Here is an 18,851-nt window from a genome sequence, read left to right on the forward strand (position 1 = left end):
TTCCCTTTAGGAAAACCTTATTTTACAGTTGCAGATTAAAGGTGAATTTAAATGCGATATTATCGGCAAAATTTGGCAGACTATTTGCACCGTATCTATAAGTTAAGCTGGTACCAAAACCAAATAGAATTTTATTAATCTCAAAACCACTTTCTGTAAACCCTTTGTTTAATTTACCAAATGTTACATCTTGATGACGCTCAATATTAGAGATGTCTCCTATCGCATAACGGGTTATAAAAACCATTTCTGGTTGAAATTTTTCACCTAAATTAAATGGGCGTAAATGATGCTTTATTTGAAGTGAAGCAATACGATCTGAGAAAAACTCTCCAAAATACATGGTTTCAAAACTACTTACCCCTGCAACAGAAAAGCGTTGCATAATTGTTTCTTTAGTAGGTGCATTAGGATACGCATGAAATAAATGCGTAAGCGGTACCTCGCCAAATGCCATTTTACCTTCAATCAAAAATTCGGTTGTTGATTTATTTAAACGCTCTACCTGATAGAAAAATTTAGCTCCTACCCGTGTAAAATCAAAATCTCCCTTGAGTAAACCAGATATACCTTTTGATATCTGCGCTGTAATTTTAGGATAGCCATCGTAAATCTCAACAGTTCCTTTTTCTGAACGCATAAATTTACTTGACGGACTCCAGCGAACACCAAAAGTAGCTTCGGTAATATCATATTCACTATAGGTGTCATCACCTAAAACAAATGAATAATCCTGGGTTTGCAACACATTTGTCTTCGCAAACTGAAACTCTGATAAAATTTTTGGTGTGATCTGATATTCCTGATTTAATCGGAAGGTTTTAAAATCAAAAAACTGTGTAATATTAACTAAGCGTGGTTCAAAAAGCGAATATACCCGGCGATCTGTGAGATAATTAAAACTACCTGTCTCCTGCAAATCATCACTATAACTTAAACTTAACCAGGCTCCGTGAGATTCATTTAATAGCACACCACCTCCAAAACCATATTTTAAAACTTTATCCTTAAAGCCATAAGCGGTATATCCTTCAAGTCTAAAATTTTCAGAAAATCGAGCGTTAGTAACTCCACCTAAACCCAGGCGCAGTCCCTCGTAATTGTTAAATTTTAAAGGATAGGTAAGATCAAAATCAAAGAAATCTACAGTATAGTACCCAATCCCAAAATTATTTATCATCGCTAAACGACGTTCTATATTTTCGGTTTTAACTACATTATCAAGATAGTCAAAACTATTTAAATCGCGCTGTGACAGCCCTTGTGTTCTGTACTTTTCCCAAAACGATTCAGGCTTCTCTTCAGCATCTTCCATAACTTCAATGGCCAGGTTTGAATGTTCAAGAGCGGCACTTTCAGAAAGGTTAAAGTTGGTGTTATAAGATGTAGAGAGCAAATACCTGCCCTGTATGGCTTCCTTTACAGGATTTTTTTCAATTGTTCCTACTGAAACTTTTCCTCTAAAAAGTGAGAGCCTTTTTGAACTTTCTCCTTTTTCAATATAAAGTTTACTTGACTTAGGTAAATACACCTCATTTTCAGCTATGTATTCATACTCCTGTTCAATGCGTGCAAGAAGCTCATCATTGATGCTAATATGTACCTTCTGAAGCGCCATTGTTGCAGCATCTAAATAAAGGATCCCCTCTAATCCAGGAATTGTTTCTGGTCGCTTGGGCTGAAAAGACACCGCGAAGCCCGGCCTATTTAATATTATTGTATCTCCTACAAACTGATAATTATAATTTTTAAGTCCGCGTTTTGAGAGCGGTCCCGCATAGCGATAATTAAAGATTACAAAGTCTTCATCATAAAAAGATCTTGACTGCAATGTAATACCTAATACTTCATAACGCGGCTCTTTAAAGCCTGCCATGTTAATACCCAGTACTTCTTCCTTAAAACCATTAGCCTCATTATAATTATTTAATGCAACCTTCTCGGTAAAAAAGGAATGAGAATTTGTTTGGTTGGCTATAGAATCTGTAATTATCGTTTTCTCGTAGGTTGTATAGCTGTAATGCTTTAAAACGGCCTGAGGATTATTTACTATGCCTCGATCAATAGCCGACTGCATCAACGAATCAATATCTATATTTTTTTGCTGAGAAAAGCCATTAATCTGCCCAGCGAAGAACACAATAAGAATAAATATTACGGGTTTAACCATTATAAAAAAGGAACTTAGAGACTAAAAATACTATAAAAAAAGCGACCCTCGGGTCGCTCTTAGCATGAGTTTAACTAGCTAAATAAAGAAGCAGTTAACTAAATTAAGTAGTGCATTATTAAACAGTAAGAATTTCTTTTTCTTTGACTACAAGAATCTCATCTATCTTTTTAATATAACTATCAGTTAAATCCTGCACGTCTACTTCCGCATTACGGCATAAATCTTCTGCAAGACCATCTTTCTCTAATTTTTTAATATCGTTGTTTGCGTTTTTACGATCATTACGCACACCTACCTTAGCATCTTCTGCTTCTGCTTTTGCCTGCTTAACAAGATCTTTACGACGCTCTTCGGTAAGTGGCGGTACATTTATGATAACACTTTCCCCGTTATTCATAGGATTGAAGCCTAGATTAGCATTCATAATTGCCTTTTCAATCTCGTGAATCATCGCTTTTTCCCAGGGTTGAATAGAAATTGTCCTACCATCTGGCGTATTCACGTTTGCGACTTGAGAAAGTGGCGTTTGACTACCGTAATAATCTACCATTACACTCCCCAACATCGCAGGACTAGCTTTACCGGCACGTATGTTTGCAAATTGTTTTTTAAGATGCGTAATAGCACTTTGCATCGCTTCTTCTGCACCGTCTAAAATAAATTGTATGTCTTCGTTCATAGCATTATAAATTATCCTGTTTTTAAAAAACAGTCAAAAATACTAAATTATAAATTTACTGTTGTACCTATAGCTTCACCATTAACAACCTTTAAGAGATTGCCTTGCTTGTTCATATCAAATACAATAATAGGCAATTCGTTCTCCTGACTTAATGTAAAAGCAGTAGTATCCATCACCTTTAAACCTTTTTGAAGTACATCTTCAAAACTAATAAAGTCAAATTTTACGGCTTTATCATCTTTTTCAGGATCGCTAGTATAAATACCATCTACACGAGTACCTTTTAAAATTACATCTGCGTGAATTTCTATTGCTCTAAGTACCGCTGCTGAATCTGTAGTAAAATAAGGATTCCCTGTACCTCCACCAAAAATAACCACGCGTCCTTTCTCTAAATGACGAATAGCTCTTCTACGAATGAAGGGCTCTGCTACTTCGTTAATTTGAATTGCACTCTGTAGACGAGTTTGTATACCTGCCTCTTCAAGAGCGCTTTGCAATGCAAGACCATTTATTACCGTTGCGAGCATCCCCATATGATCACCCTGAACACGATCCATACCACGGCTTGCACCTGCCACACCTCTAAAGATGTTACCGCCACCTATTACAATAGCTACTTCTACACCTTTATCGAGAACTTTTTTAATCTCCTCTGCATATTCTGCTAATCTATCGGGATCAATACCATACTGGCGGTTTCCCATTAATGCCTCACCAGATAATTTAAGAAGAATACGTTTGTACTGCATGATTTTAATAAATTTTGGGCAAATATACGGTTAATGAGTATGTGAAAAAAAATGAATTTAAGACATAAAAAAAGGCTGCCAATTGGCAGCCTTTTAATTCTATAGAATACTCTAAACGAATTAAGCTAAGCTTACACGTTTAAAACCTACAACTTCAGCATCACCTTTGCTAGCTACATACTTAGCAACGTTTGTGCTTTCGTCCATAATAAATACTTGATCAAGTAAAGCTTTCTCATTATCCATAGTTGTGTTATCAGCTACGTAACGGTCTAATTTACCTGGTAAGATACGATCCCAGATTTGCTCTGGCTTTCCTTCTGCTTTTAATTCTTCTTTGATATCTGCTTCTGCCTTAGCCATAACTTCTGGAGTTAACTGAGACATTGAGATATATTGAGGAACGTTTTTAAGTGTTTTACCTAAACGTCCTAGCTCTTCATTTTCTTTTTCGATAGCAGCGATACGAGCTTCAGTTTCTGACGCAACAAATTCTGGATCAAAATCTTTGTAAGATAATGTAGTCGCACCCATTGATGCTACTTGCATAGAAACACTTTTAGCAACCTCATCTGCATTCTCTGTAGCTTTAGAAAGACCAGTTAAAGCACCTATTTTATTACCGTGTACATAAGCACCTACAAAAGGAGCTTCTAAAACCTCAAAACCACCTATTTCTAATTTCTCTCCAATAACACCAGTCTGCTCAATTAGCTTTTCAGAAACAGTCATTCCCTGAAAATCAGCAGCTAAAAATTCATCTTTGCTGTTATAATTTAAGGCAACATCACCTAACTCATTAGCCATCTCAACATACGTATCGTTTTTAGCAACGAAATCTGTCTCACAGTTTAATGAGAAAACAACACCTCTATTGTTTGCATCATTAATCTTTGCTACAACAACTCCTTCACTTGAGTCACGATCTGCACGTTTTTCAGCAATTTTTTGTCCTTTTTTACGAAGTACAGTAATCGCTTTGTCAAAATCACCTTCTGCCTCAACTAATGCATTTTTACAATCCATCATACCGGCACCGGTAGCTTTTCTCAATTTATTTACGTCTGCGGCTGTTATTTTTGCCATTTTATTTAGAATTTATGAGTTAAAACAAAAAGTCGTTTAGCTTAGTGCAAAATTGCAATATACTAAACGACTTCAGCTATTATCAAATTGTTAAATACTATTCTTCTTCGTCGCTAGCTGCAGCTTTAGCTTTTGCCTTTTCTGGCTTAGCGTCTGCTTTTTTAGCTTTTGGCTTGTCTTCTTTATCTTTCTCTTTACCAGCTTTACGCTCAGAAAGACCTTCAACAATTGCATCAGCAACGTTAGCTATGATTTTCTCGATAGATTTAGAAGCATCATCATTAGATGGGATAGCGAAATCAACCTGACGTGGGTCAGAGTTAGTATCAACCATCGCAAAGATTGGAATGTTTAATTTTTGAGCTTCTTTAATCGCAATGTGTTCACGCTTAATATCAACTACAAATAAAGCACCCGGTAAACGTGTCATATCTTCGATAGAACCTAAGTTCTTCTCTAATTTGTCACGCATACGGTTCATTTGTAATTGCTCTTTTTTAGACAAGCTATCAAAACGACCGTCTTGTTTCATACGATCTACAGTTTGCATTTTCTTAACCGCTTTACGTATAGTTACGAAGTTAGTTAACATACCACCTGGCCATCTTTCTGTAATGAAAGGCATTTTAGCGCGACCTGCGTGATCAGCAACAATTTCTTTTGCTTGTTTTTTGGTAGCTACAAAAAGTATTTTTCTACCTGAAGCTGCAATTTTAGCTAGAGCTTCTGAAGCTTCGCTAAGTTTAGCAGCAGTTTTGTATAGATTAATGATGTGAATACCATTACGCTCCATATAGATATATGGTGCCATGTTTGGATCCCATCTTCTGGTAAGGTGACCAAAGTGTACACCTGCATCCAGTAAATCCTTTACATTTTCTGTTTTTGCCATTTTTAAATTTAGTTTACGTTCCCGTTGTAGTAGCAATATGTAAGTGGTTCCCGTCTTTGACGTGTCGCCTTACCTATTTAGATGCTAAACCAATTTTTCCGCTTTCGCGAAAACAAGGACTATTTAATTAAAAATTAATTTCTTTTTGATTTCAAAAGAGCTGCCAATAAAAGACAGAATTTTTGAAATACAATAGTTGTTAACGTTTTGAGAATTGGAATTTCTTACGCGCTTTCTTCTGACCGAATTTCTTACGCTCTACCATTCTTGGATCTCTCGTTAACAAACCTTCAGGCTTAAGGATAAGTCTGTTTTCTGCGTCTAATTCGCACATCGCTCTAGAAAGAGCAAGACGTACAGCTTCAGCTTGACCAGTAATACCACCACCGTAAACATTTACTTTAACGTCAAAGTTTTTTTCATTTTCAGTCATTACTAATGGCTGATTAACTTTGTACTGTAAAGTTCCTGTAGTGAAATATTCTTTAACATCACGCTTGTTAATGGTGATGTTACCAGAACCCGGAGCTAAATAAACACGAGCAACAGCCGTTTTTCTACGACCAATTTTGTGAATTACTTCCATTTACTTAAGTTCGTTAATGTTGATTACTTTAGGCTTCTGTGCTTCCTGCCCGTGATCTGCACCGGCATAAACCTTTAAATTGCGATAAATCGCGCTACCTAATTTGTTTTTAGGCAACATACCTTTTACTGCATTTTCGACAAGACGCGCAGGGTCTTTACCGTACAATTCTTTTGCAGTTAGGCTTCTTTGACCACCAGGATAGCCCGTATGACGGATGTAAGATTTAGAATCCCACTTCTTTCCTGTTAAGTTGATTTGAGAGGCATTGATAACAATAACATTGTCTCCGCAATCAACGTGTGGTGTGTAGTTAGGCTTGTACTTTCCGCGCAAAAATTTTGCAACGATAGTAGACATGCGACCCAACGTTTGTCCTTCAGCATCAATAACAACCCACTCTTTGTTAACGGTGTTCTTGTTGGCAGATACTGTTTTGTAACTTAATGTGTCCACACTGTTTTATTTAATTATTAAACATTCCATTTCCTGCTATCTCGTTCACACGGGAAAACAGGGGTGCAAATGTACAATTATAAATGAATATGACAAACTCAGCCTTACTATAATTTTTATCGCTTTTAATAACTGGTTATCAATACACTAATCAGCTCTAATAAAAAAAAGATAAAAATGTTCACTGAATAAGATATAGTTGAAGACTCAGAGACTTCTACTTGTTAATAGACTAAAAGCTATTTATTTAAAAGAATCTAGATTTATGAGCCCTCTCACTTAAACTTATAATGCATCATAAATCAAAATCACCTATTTAAACTTTCTTCAAAAAAATATTTTGATATATTTTTTAGGCATATTGGGTATTTCTAAGAGTGAATTTATAATTACTTATGCACTCATTAAGCAGATCATAATTTCTCTTAAAATTTTGAAAACGTTTTTTCTAAATTCTGTTTTAAATTCTAACGCAACTGGTTTTGTTAAAATATTATTCAATAGTTAGTTTTTACTACAAATAGCTCTGTCTAATTTAAATATTAGACTATATAATTGTTGAATTTTGTGTTAAAAGTAATAATCACTTCATTTTAATATTTTAGAAAAATATAATTAACAATTAATATAAATTTCACCTTTATAACCAAAACATAATTTAAATGGTGAAAAGACTATTATTTAGTTTGCTATTATGCCTGATAGCAATGAGCACCTATGCTCAAGAAAAAACCGTTTCTGGAACTGTAATAGGACCTGATGGTATTCCTTTACCGGGAGTTAACGTAATTATCAAAGGTGCCACAAATCGGGGGACACAAACAGATTTTGATGGGGTGTACTCGTTAACTGCAAAACCCGAAGAAACATTAGTTTTTTCATTTGTAGGTTTTATTAATCAAGAGAAAAAAATAGGAACACTGTCAAAGATTGATGTTGTTCTTGCTGAAAGTACAGAATCTCTTGACGAAGTAATTGTAGTTGCCTATGGTACCACCACACGAGGTGAAGTGACCGGTTCAGTAAGCACTGTATCTGGCGATGCAATTGAAAACAGACCACTTACTAATGTCATCTCTGCATTAGAAGGAACAGCGTCTGGAGTTCAAATCGCATCTGGTAGCGGCCAGCCTGGCTCTGCACCTAGCATACGTATTCGTGGTTTTGGCTCTGTAAACTCTAGCCAGGAACCTCTTTATATAGTAGATGGTGTAGTGTACTCAGGAAGTTTTGCTAGCTTAAATTCTAACGATATTGAAAGTTTTACAGTTCTTAAAGATGCTGCATCTACTGCTATTTATGGTTCGCAGGGTGCAAACGGGGTTGTTGTAATTACTACAAAAAAAGGTAAAAAAGGAAAGGATCAAATTAGTCTTGAAGTGAGCCAAGGTATGGCATCACGTTCGATTCCTGAATATGATCGCGTAGGCCCTTCTCAATATTATGAATTGATGTGGGAGGCTTATAGAAACAGTTTAACGTTTAGAAATTCTAACCCTTTATCTACTAATGATGCAAACATAAAAGCATCAGAAGATATTTCCAATTTGCTAGGATACAATCCCTACAATGTAAGCAATGATCAAATTGTTTTAAATAATGGATCAATAAATCCCAACGCATCACTAAAATATCCTGGTGATTTAAATTGGCAAGATGCACTAGAAAGAACGGGGATTATTCAAAACATCAACTTCTCCTACCAAGGTGGAACCGAGAAAACTGATTATTTTGCATCACTAAGCTACTTAGATCAATCTGCTAACGTAATAAATTCAGACTTTGAGCGTATTACTGGTAGAATAAATTTAAACTCAAAAATTAAAGATTGGTTTAAGACAGGCTTTAATATTACTGGTGCAACTTCAACATCAAACCAGGCTGTAGATGGCGCTGCAAATAGCTCTTCATTTGTAAATCCTTTCAGATTCTCAAGATTTATAGCTCCCATTTATCCTGTATTTTTACACGACGCTACAACCGGAGACTTTATTCTAGATGATGCCGGAAACAGAATTTACGATACAGGAGATTATACTGAAGTAAGACCAGCAGGAGCTTCTCCGGGAAGACACGCTATACAAGAAAACTTGTTAAATATTGACAAGGATGATCGTTTTGCAATAAATGCTAGAACCTATGCTGAGTTCTACTTTCTTAAAGATTTTACATTCACATTTAATGCTGGTATAGATAAGAATTATTATCAAAATGAAAATTATGATAATAAAATCGTAGGTGATGGCGCACCTGATGGTCGTGCCGGAAGAACAACTCAAACAACAACTGTAATCACTTATAACCAACTCTTAAATTGGAATAAATCTATCGGAAACCACAATATCACCGCTTTATTAGGTCATGAAAGTCTTGATTACAGCTTAAATTTTCTAACAGGTTTCAGACAAAATCAAGTTGTAGATGGTAATACCGAATTAATAAACTTTGCCACAACGGTAGATTTAGAATCTTACAGCAGAGAATATGGAAAAGAAGGGTATTTTTCAAGATTAAATTACAACTATGACAATCGTTACTTTGCTGCGGGGTCATACAGAAGAGATGGTTCTTCTCGTTTTGCAAATGACGTACGTTGGGGTAATTTCTACTCATATAGTGGGGCCTGGAGAATAGATCAAGAAAACTTTCTTAAAGATCAGAGTTGGCTAAACTTTTTAAAACTTAGAGCTTCTTACGGTCAGGTAGGAAACGACTCTAACCTGTCAAATGCTTCTTTAAGTTTTTATGCAAGTCAATCTTTATTAGGATTAGGTAATAACAACGCAGGTGAGCCTGGTATTTTAATAAGTGCTCCCGGTAATGAATTTTTAGAATGGGAAACTCAAAAACAAACTGATCTGGGTCTTGATTTTGGCTTTTTCAATAATCGAATTAGCGGATCTTTTGCATATTATAAAAAGATTACAGACGGACTCATATTTGACGTACCACTTCCTGTATCTTCAGGTTTAGACAACTACCCAGCAAACATTGGTAATATGTTCAACAGAGGTCTGGAGCTAGATTTAAATCTTGGCTTAGTGAGAAATGAAAACTTTAGCTGGAATTTAAATATCAACGCTTCTACAATTCACAACGAGTTTACAGAACTTCCGCAGGAAGAAATTATCAACGGAACTAAAAAATATGTTGTAGGCGGTTCTATATTTGATTACTGGCTACGTGAATATTCTGGTGTAGACCCAGCAGACGGTTCTGCTCTATACGTCTTTGATCCAGAATTAGGTACTCCCGAAGATGCAGATGTAAGAACTGTTAATGGCAACTTAGTAACTACTAATCAAAATAAAGCACTTTACAATTCTACAGCCACAGCGCTCCCCGATTTATTCGGAAGCTTTACAAGTACTTGGAATTATAAAGGCATAGAATTGAGAACACTATTTACTTACAGCATAGGAGGAGACACTTATGATACTAATCTTGCAGGTCTTTTACATTCTGGAAATTACGGTGCAGCATTAAGCACTCGTATATTAGACAGATGGCAACAGCCGGGTGATATCACAGATATTCCTAGATTAGATACAGATCAACGTGCTGCTTTTGAAGCAGCTTCAGATAGATATTTGGTAAGCTCTACCTTTTTAGGTCTTCGTCAGGTTTCATTATCCTATAATTTACCTGCCCAACTTATCGATCGTATTGGCTTAACTAATGCTAAAATTTATCTGAATGGAGAAAACATTCATTTTTGGACTTCGGTTGATGGTCTTGATGTAGGTCAAAACTTTAACGGAACCACACAAAACCGCTTTTCTCCCTCCAGAACTATAAGTTTAGGATTTAACTTATCTCTATAATATACTACTATGAAAAAAATATATAAATACACACTTCCACTTCTTGCTCTACTAAGTATGAGTAGTTGCAGTGAGGACTTTTTAGATAGATTTCCTACTGAAGATGTGCCTGCTGAAGCTGCAACGACCACCACAGATAACTTATTCCTGGTTGTAAATGGTATTCACCGCTCCTTATATCAGCGCTACAATTCACAGGGAGAAGGAGGAATAGGTTCTATGATGATTCAAACAGATGTTCTAGGAGAAGATTTTGTTATGACTTCTGCAGGAAACGGCTGGTTTAATAATACCTATAAATGGGTTGATCATACTAATGCTTCTGATGCAGATGACTTATTTCCATATCGCGTATTATACCGTGTGATAAGAAATGCCAACGTTATTATTAATGGAGCTGAAAATGCATCAGGTCCTACAGCAGATAGAGATGCAGCTCTTGGCCAGGCTTTAGTATACAGAGCGTACTGTCATTTCCAATTGGTTCAACTTTATGGTAAACGCTATCAAGCAGGAGCACCTAATAATCAACTGGGAGTTCCTATACGCCTAACCACAGAAAATAATCCTCTTGCCAGAGCAACTGTAGAAGAAGTTTACACTCAGGTAAATTTAGATTTAGATAGTGCTATAACACTTCTTGATGGATATGAGCGTCCTAATAAATCTCATTTTGATAAAAGTGTGGCCTTAGGATTAAAAGCGAGAGTAGCTCTAGTGCAACAAAACTATCCGCTTGCAGCAACATTAGCTAATCAAGCTAGACAAGGATACACGTTAATGTCTAATGACGAATATTTTAACTCGTTTAATACTTACACAAACAGAGAATGGATGTGGGGTAGTTTTGTTCAGGAAGATCAAACAATTTTCTTTGCAAATTTTGGAGCATATGTATCTAGAAACTTTAGCTCTACTAATATTAGAACAAACCCTAAAGCTATTAACTCAAAGCTTTACAATCTAATTTCTGAAACAGACGTACGCGCTAAACTATTTGATCCAACAGGAGCTCATAGCAACCTTCCTGCAGGGGTTACTCTTGCCTCGAACTTTGCAAGAAAACCTTTTACCAGTCAAAAGTTTATTGCTGCAGGTACAGGAGATAGTAGAATGGATGTACCTTATATGAGAGCGGCAGAAATGTATTTAATTGAAGCGGAGGCATTATCCTATTCAAATGAAAACGCAGCAAAACAAGTTCTTCTAGCTTTAGCTTCTAATCGCGATCCAAGCTATACTCTTTCAGCAAATACAGGCGCAGCACTTAAAAATGAAATTTATACGCAACGCCGCATAGAACTGTGGGGTGAAGGTTTTAGATTTTATGACTTAAAAAGGTTGAACCAACCTTTAGACAGAACAGGCGCAAATCACGATCCTGCTTTAGTGGGTCAATTATTTGAAGTTCCTGCCGGGGATAATAGATGGCAATGGCAAATACCACTAGATGAGATTAACTCAAATCCACTAGTTGAGCAAAACCCTTCTTAGTTAATTTAGCCCGTTTAAGAAATATTAAACGGGCTTTTTTAATTCTTATAAGAACTTCGTTAGACTGCGTAACTGTAAACAGTTTTCACCAATTTCTCAAGTCACTCATATTTAGCTCTGTTTCAAGTTTCAAAATTTCAATTCCAAATTAAAACTTCAATTTTTTATTTCGATTTTGTAAATATTGAAACCTATTTAAGTCTAAAATTCAATAAAAATTAAAATATTTGCCTTGTTATTGCTAATCTCCTATCTAAAGGCTTAATTTTTATTTTATGCGCGGTTTATTATGTCTGGTATTACTCTCCTTACTACTAGTTCCAGATATAGTTTATGGTCAAAATCAGAAGACTGAAAAAATTAATAAACGCTCGTATACAACATTAAAGATTGAAAATGAAAATGCACCTGATATTGATGGAGTTTTAAACGATTCTGCCTGGGAACTTGTACCCTTTACTACAGATTATACGCAACTGCAACCTAATATTGGGGCGGCTCCTACAGAGCAAACTAAAATGAAAATCATCTACGATGACGGGTATATTTATGTCGCATTTAGATGTCTTGATCAAGATCCTGATGGTATTGAAAAACGCCTTTCAAGACGTGATGGTTTTGCAGGAGATTGGGTAGAAATAAGCTTTGACAGTTATAATGATGATCGTACGGCATTTTCATTTACTCTAACCGCTGCGGGTGTAAAAGCAGATGAGTTCATATCAAATAACGGTCGCTTTGATGAAACTTGGAATCCCATCTGGTATGCTAAAACCAATATTGATGAGCTAGGCTGGACAGCTGAGTTGAAAATACCTTTGAGTCAATTGCGTTTTAATAGTGATGAAGATCAAGTTTGGGGATTACAGTCAAAACGTTTTTATTTTAGAAATAGGGAGCGTTCACTCTGGCAGGAGATCATACCCAATGCACCGGGATATGTTAGTGAATTTGGCGAATTAAGAGGTCTCAAAAACTTAACGCCTCAAAAACAACTGGAAATACAACCTTATTTAGTTTCTCAACTTGACACATACGAATCTCAAGCTGGAAATCCTTATCGGGATGGTAGTGATTCCCGCATAAATGCAGGTCTCGATGCTAAAATAGGTATTACAAATGACCTTACACTAGATCTCACATTAAATCCAGATTTTGGGCAGGTAGAAGCAGATCCCGCGGCAATTGCCCTAGATGGTTTTCAAATATTTTTTAAAGAACAGCGTCCCTTTTTTGTAGCTAACAGCAATATATTTGATTATGATCTTGACGATCAATCTTCAGATAACTTATTCTATTCACGACGCATTGGTCGCAGTCCGCAGCGAGCGGTGCGTGACCCTGAAGTTGTTTATACAGACACTCCTCAAAATTCAACCATTCTTGGAGCTGCAAAATTTAGTGGAAAAACAAAAAACGGGTGGACACTTGGCCTATTAGAAAGCCTTACCGCAAAAGAATATGCACAAACGTTTAGAAATGATTCTTCACAACGCAACATTCTGGTAGAGCCACTAACAAACTACCTTATTGGGCGTGCACAAAAAGATTTTAATAATCGCAATTCGTACATAGGCGTAATAGCTACAGCGACCCATCGCAAATTAGAACCCGGGCTTTATAACCTACATAGCGATGCCTTTTCTGGAGGTATTGACTTCAAACATAACTGGAATGATCGCAACTATTATTTACAAGGTAATACAGTTATTAGTAATGTACAAGGCAGTACAAAGGCCATTACGCGTACGCAGCGTTCCTTAACGCACCTCTTCAATAGGCAGGACGCAACACACCTTAATGTAGATACTACAAAAACAGCACTTACAGGAACTGGCGGCAATTTAGAAATAGGTAAAGCTTCCGGCGGAAACTTCACAGGTAGTTTAGGAGCTTCCTGGAAATCTCCAGAATTAGAACTGAATGATGTGGGCTTTCTCAGGCAAGCAGATTTAATAACACAATTTAGCACGCTCAAGTACACGCTTTTAAACCCTACCGAAAAATTCAGAACTATTAATATTGAATTTGAACAAAAAAGTCTTTTTGATTTTGAAGGAAATTATAATCGCATAGAATATAGTCTCGAGTCCTTTTTTAGATTTAACAATACCTGGGAGACTAATTTTGGTTTAATACACAAGCCTAGAATAATTAGTACAACAGAATTGAGAGGTGGACCACGGTTTCGATTTAATGAAGAAAATATTCAATTTTTATTTATTAACTCAGACTCCAGAAAAAAATTTACCTATGGTGCCGGGTATGTAATCTCTCAGGCATCCCAAAATAACTTTTCAGTTTTTAGAGTTGAAGCTGGCTTTGAGTATCAGCCTTTAGATGCGCTAAGTGTATCTTTTTATCCCGAATATGAGATTAGCCCTAACAAAACGCAGTACGTTAGCACCACAAACTACAACGGTCAAAACAGATATATCTTAGGGAATATAGATCAGAAAACCTTAAGCGCCACCCTACGAATTAACTACAGCTTAAATCCTAATTTAAGCGTGCAATATTATGCGCAACCCTTTGCTTCTAAAGGAACCTATACAAACTTTAACCGTGTTGATAATTCAATTGCAAAAGACCTTAATGAGCGCATACGTTTATTTACGCCAGATCAAATTTCTAAAAATGATATAGAATACACAGTTGATGAAAATTTAGATGGCGTTACCGATTACCGTTTTAGAGATCCTGATTTTTCTGTGGTGCAACTAAGAACAAATCTGGTGGTACGCTGGGAATACATACCGGGTTCAGAATTATTTTTTGTCTGGTCACAGGGAGCAGACGGCAATAACGATCCTGCGAATACAGTTTTTAATGCTTTAGACCAGCAAATTGTAAACAAGCAATTAAACAATACATTTCTAATTAAAGCTACCTATCGCTTTTTATTATAAAGTGATTAAACCAAGCCTCTAACCGAAGAATCGCCCTAAATACATTTTCGATTTCAGAGGTATTCTAGCTTTCTATTTTTTTATTAAGCTTTTCGCTAAATCCTTTTCTATTTTCAAATCGAAGAAATTTAAATGATTTGTTAGGAATTCATTTTATGGGTTAAAAAACAAACCATACTACCTGCAGTTGGCTGAAAATAAGATAAACTCTTTAAAAGTACTGGTACAAAATAACTTTTTTACCTATTTTTAGAACCCCAACTCGTTAAAATGAAAAATTCCCTAATTTTCCTAGCAGTCCTTACATTTTCTCAATTTTTAATCGCTCAGGTAGGAATAGGAACTGTAAATCCTGAAGCCAGATTAGATATCGTTTCTACAAATTCAGGAATACTTATCCCGCGTGTTGCTCTAACTAGCATTACAGACGCAAGCACTGTGATCAATCCAACAGGAGGCACAATTGCAGCGAGTACACTCGTTTATAATGACAGTACTGGCGGTCTGACACCAGCAGGCTATTATTATTGGCAGAACAGTCAATGGAATCAACTGGCATCAACTAGCCAAAAGCAAGTTCACTTCGGAAAAATACTTGTAAGTGCCTCTGGAGTAATAAATGTTTCGGGCGTAGGATTTTCTCCAAAATCTGTAGAATTTGTAGCCATTAACAGGGTACAGGATTTTAATACTGGCGCTTACCGGGCCAATGGAAACAACACTAATGATATACGTATGGCAGGTGGGATGACGACAGGTTATGCTCAAATTAATGGCACCAGTATAGATCAACAGGTAATTTCAAACGGCTTTAGTGGTTCTAGTATTAATAACATTGGGACATATTCCTCAATCTCACATTGTATTGCTGCCTTTTTTGTGAATAATAATGGAGAACCTATACATGATGATGGATCACCAAATTCTGGAAGTGATAGTCAAAACGGTTTAATAAGCGCCTCGTTACAGTCATTTGACGATGATGGTTTTACTTTAAATTTTGACAACTTTCTGGCTGGCTCAACAACCAGTAACCGTACAAACCAAATGGTAATAATTTATAAAGCTTATAGATAAATTAGTAAAATAAGTAAAAAGACTAAGGGCTTCCAAAAATGGAAGCCCTTAGTCTATATATTAATGAGCCTCAAGCCAATTCTCTCCAACTCCCAGTTCAACATCTAACGGAACATCCATCTTAAAAGCATTTTCCATTTCAGATTTGATCATCGCTTTTACGTGTTCTAATTCAGCTTTATACACATCAAAAACAAGTTCATCATGAACCTGTAACAGCATCTTTGTCTTTAAATTTTCAGCTTTCAGCTTTTTGTGAATATTGATCATCGCGATTTTGATGATATCTGCCGCACTACCTTGTATAGGTGCGTTTACAGCGTTGCGCTCTGCTGCACCACGCACAACAGCATTACTACTGTTGATGTCTTTTAAATAACGACGACGACCTAAAACTGTAGAAACATAACCGTTATCGCGTGCAAAATCTACCTGCTCACTCATGTAATTACGCAGCTTCGGATAGGTTTTATAATAGGTATCAATAAGATCTTTACTCTCTCCTCTGCTTAAATCTGTTTGATTGCTCAATCCGAATGCCGAAACTCCATAGATAATACCAAAATTCACAGTTTTCGCATTGCTGCGTTGCTCTCTGGTAACATCTTCTAAGGCTACATTAAATACTTTTGCAGCCGTAGAAGCGTGAATGTCTTCACCATTCTTAAACGCCTGCATCATGGTTTCTTCCTGGCTTAAAGCCGCTATGATTCGTAATTCTATCTGCGAATAATCTGCTGCCAGTAAAACATAGTCTTCGCTACGCGGAACAAAAGCCTTACGTACCTGACGACCACGTTCTGTACGAATAGGAATGTTTTGTAAGTTAGGGTTATTAGAGCTCAAACGCCCCGTTGCCGCTACAGTTTGCATATAGTCTGTATGTACACGGCCGGTGTTCTCATCTACTTGCGTAGGCAATGCATCTACGTATGTACTCTTTAATTTTGCCAGTCCTCGATAATCTAGTACGTTCTGAATGATCTCGTGATCTGAAGCTAAATAAGAAAGCACATCTTCTGCTGTAGAATACTGGCCGGTACGTGTTTTCTTCGGCTTATCTACCAGTTTGAGTTTATCAAATAGAATCTCTCCTAATTGCTTCGGCGAACCAATATTAAATTCTTCGCCGGCATCTTTGTAAATTTTTTCTTCTAATGAAAGAATGTCTGAATTAAGCTCTTCAGCAAGGCTGTTTAAAAAATCTTTATCAAGATTAATACCTTCAAGCTCCATATCTGCAAGAACCTGTACTAACGGAATTTCGATTTCGTCAAAAAGCTTTTGTGTATTAGCCTCGCCCATTTCTTTTTCAAAATGCTCTTTGAGCTGAAGCGTTATATCTGCATCTTCAACAGCGTATTCGGTTTGTTGCTCAACCGGGACATCTGCCATCGACTTTTGATTTTTTCCTTTTTTACCTATTAACTCCTCAATAGAAACCGGTGAGTAATTGAGGTACGTTTCTGCAAGAACATCCATATTATGGCGCATATCTGGATTGATGAGATAATGCGCAATCATGGTATCAAAAAGTTTTCCTTTTACCTCAACTCCGTATTTTGCTAATACTTTGATATCGTATTTTAAATTTTGACCTATTTTCTGAATCGTTTCTGCTTCAAAAAATGGCTTTAACTCTTCTATTAACTGCTGAGCTTCTTCCTGTTTCTGTGGAAAAGGAATATAATACCCCTTACTTTTTTCCCAGCTAAATGCAATGCCCACTAAATTTGCTTTTAACGGGTCGAGAGATGTTGTTTCGGTATCAAAACATACCGACTCCTGCTTCATAAGATTTTTCAGAAATAGTTTTGTAGCCATTCCGGGAGCAACGCTTTGATAAAAATGCTCTGTATCTTTAATTGTTTTGCGTGTATTACGCTCTTCAATCTCATTGCCTTCAGAAGGACCGCCAAATAAATTGTATTGCCCCGCTCCTGCATTTGCTGCCTGCTCTGAAGAAATTACAAGTCTCTTGGCTGTTTCCGTACTACTTACTGCTGCACCCGTATCACTATCAGCTTCACCTGAAAAGATTTTGATAAACTGGTCTTTAAGCCTTCTAAATTCGAGTTCATCAAAAATCTCCTGTACCTTATCTGCATCGGGTTGTGAAAGTTCGTATGATTCTGCGTGAAACTGCACATCACAATCGGTCATAATCGTAGCAAGCTTTCGAGACAGGCGCCCTAATTCTGCACTCTCAATAACCTTCTCTTTCATCTTGCCTTTAAGTTTATCTGTATTAGCAAGAAGTCCTTCAAGACCACCATATTCTTTAATAAATTTCTTGGCAGTCTTATCACCTACCCCCGGTAAACCGGGTATATTGTCTGATGCATCTCCCATCATTCCCAGATAATCAATTACCTGTTCTGGTCGCTCAACTTCAAAGCGTTTTTGTACTTCAGGAATTCCCCATATCTCAATCCCATTCCCCATACGGGCAGGCTTGTACATAAATATATTTTCGGTAACCAATTGTGCATAATCCTTATCTGGTGTTACCATAAAAACCTGATAACCCTCTTGTTCTGCCTGTTTAGCCAGTGTACCTATTAAGTCATCTGCTTCTACACCTTCAATTTGCACAAAAGGTACGTGCATAGCTTTTAAAATCTCCTGAATGATAGGCACAGCAATACGTATAGCCTCTGGCGTTTCATCACGATTAGCCTTGTATTCTTCATACATTTCTACGCGTTCAGAGCTTCCACCTTTATCAAAAGCAACTGCTAAATGATCTGGTTTTTCTCGTTTAATCACATCAAAGAGTGAATTTACAAAACCCATTACCGCAGAGGTATCCTGCCCTTTTGAGTTTACTCTGGGATTTTTTATAAGTGCGTAATAACCACGAAAAATTAGTGCGTAAGCATCTAAAAGAAATAAGCGTTTTTGAGTTGACATATTGGGA

General features: G+C 36.6%; 12 protein-coding genes. 4 read left to right on the forward strand and 8 right to left on the reverse strand.

Annotated elements, in window-relative coordinates; all coding sequences use genetic code 11:
* Positions 1-22 precede the first annotated feature (22 nt).
* The 7 genes from ACEN25_RS13290 to rplM all read right to left on the reverse strand — a co-directional run bounded on the left by ACEN25_RS13290 (position 23) and on the right by rplM (position 6,627).
* Positions 23-2,170, reverse strand: coding sequence for a DUF5686 family protein (locus ACEN25_RS13290; protein ID WP_441803336.1), 2,148 nt, complete (start codon positions 2,168-2,170; stop codon positions 23-25).
* Positions 2,171-2,288: 118 nt separating this feature from the next.
* Positions 2,289-2,852 (reverse strand): ribosome recycling factor, encoded by a 564-nt coding sequence (frr, locus tag ACEN25_RS13295; protein WP_028377406.1) that lies wholly within the window; start codon positions 2,850-2,852, stop codon positions 2,289-2,291.
* A gap of 47 nt (positions 2,853-2,899) precedes the next feature.
* Positions 2,900-3,607, reverse strand: a complete 708-nt coding sequence (gene pyrH / locus ACEN25_RS13300) for a UMP kinase (protein ID WP_028377405.1) — start codon at positions 3,605-3,607, stop codon at positions 2,900-2,902.
* A gap of 120 nt (positions 3,608-3,727) precedes the next feature.
* The gene (gene tsf / locus ACEN25_RS13305; protein ID WP_028377404.1) at positions 3,728-4,693 is read right to left on the reverse strand and encodes a translation elongation factor Ts; all 966 of its coding nucleotides are present in this window, start codon (positions 4,691-4,693) and stop codon (positions 3,728-3,730) included.
* Positions 4,694-4,790: 97 nt separating this feature from the next.
* Positions 4,791-5,585 carry a 30S ribosomal protein S2 gene (gene rpsB / locus ACEN25_RS13310; RefSeq protein WP_028377403.1) on the reverse strand — a complete coding sequence of 265 codons (795 nt, stop codon included), beginning with the start codon at positions 5,583-5,585 and terminating at the stop codon, positions 4,791-4,793.
* A 199-nt stretch (positions 5,586-5,784) separates the two neighbouring features.
* A complete protein-coding gene (gene rpsI / locus ACEN25_RS13315; protein WP_028377402.1) occupies positions 5,785-6,171 on the reverse strand; it encodes a 30S ribosomal protein S9 in 387 nt (128 codons plus the stop codon).
* On the reverse strand, positions 6,172-6,627 hold the full coding sequence (gene rplM / locus ACEN25_RS13320; protein WP_028377401.1) for a 50S ribosomal protein L13: 456 nt from the start codon (positions 6,625-6,627) through the stop codon (positions 6,172-6,174).
* A 662-nt stretch (positions 6,628-7,289) separates the two neighbouring features.
* Here rplM and ACEN25_RS13325 point away from each other — a divergent pair.
* The 4 genes from ACEN25_RS13325 to ACEN25_RS13340 all read left to right on the forward strand — a co-directional run bounded on the left by ACEN25_RS13325 (position 7,290) and on the right by ACEN25_RS13340 (position 15,931).
* Positions 7,290-10,451: a SusC/RagA family TonB-linked outer membrane protein gene (locus ACEN25_RS13325; protein ID WP_441803337.1), complete on the forward strand. Its 3,162-nt coding sequence runs from the start codon at positions 7,290-7,292 to the stop codon at positions 10,449-10,451.
* Positions 10,452-10,460: 9 nt separating this feature from the next.
* Positions 10,461-11,945 carry a RagB/SusD family nutrient uptake outer membrane protein gene (locus tag ACEN25_RS13330; protein ID WP_441803338.1) on the forward strand — a complete coding sequence of 495 codons (1,485 nt, stop codon included), beginning with the start codon at positions 10,461-10,463 and terminating at the stop codon, positions 11,943-11,945.
* A gap of 275 nt (positions 11,946-12,220) precedes the next feature.
* Positions 12,221-14,854: a DUF5916 domain-containing protein gene (locus tag ACEN25_RS13335; protein ID WP_441803339.1), complete on the forward strand. Its 2,634-nt coding sequence runs from the start codon at positions 12,221-12,223 to the stop codon at positions 14,852-14,854.
* Between the two features lie 270 nt (positions 14,855-15,124).
* Complete coding sequence (locus ACEN25_RS13340) at positions 15,125-15,931, forward strand: hypothetical protein (protein WP_441803340.1); 807 nt, start codon at positions 15,125-15,127, stop codon at positions 15,929-15,931.
* Positions 15,932-15,991: 60 nt separating this feature from the next.
* Here ACEN25_RS13340 and polA read toward each other — a convergent pair whose 3' ends face one another.
* Positions 15,992-18,844 carry a DNA polymerase I gene (gene polA, locus ACEN25_RS13345; protein WP_441803341.1) on the reverse strand — a complete coding sequence of 951 codons (2,853 nt, stop codon included), beginning with the start codon at positions 18,842-18,844 and terminating at the stop codon, positions 15,992-15,994.
* Positions 18,845-18,851: the final 7 nt, after the last annotated feature.

The sequence above is a fragment of the Leeuwenhoekiella sp. W20_SRS_FM14 genome (assembly GCF_052119605.1).
Lineage (GTDB): Bacteria > Bacteroidota > Bacteroidia > Flavobacteriales > Flavobacteriaceae > Leeuwenhoekiella.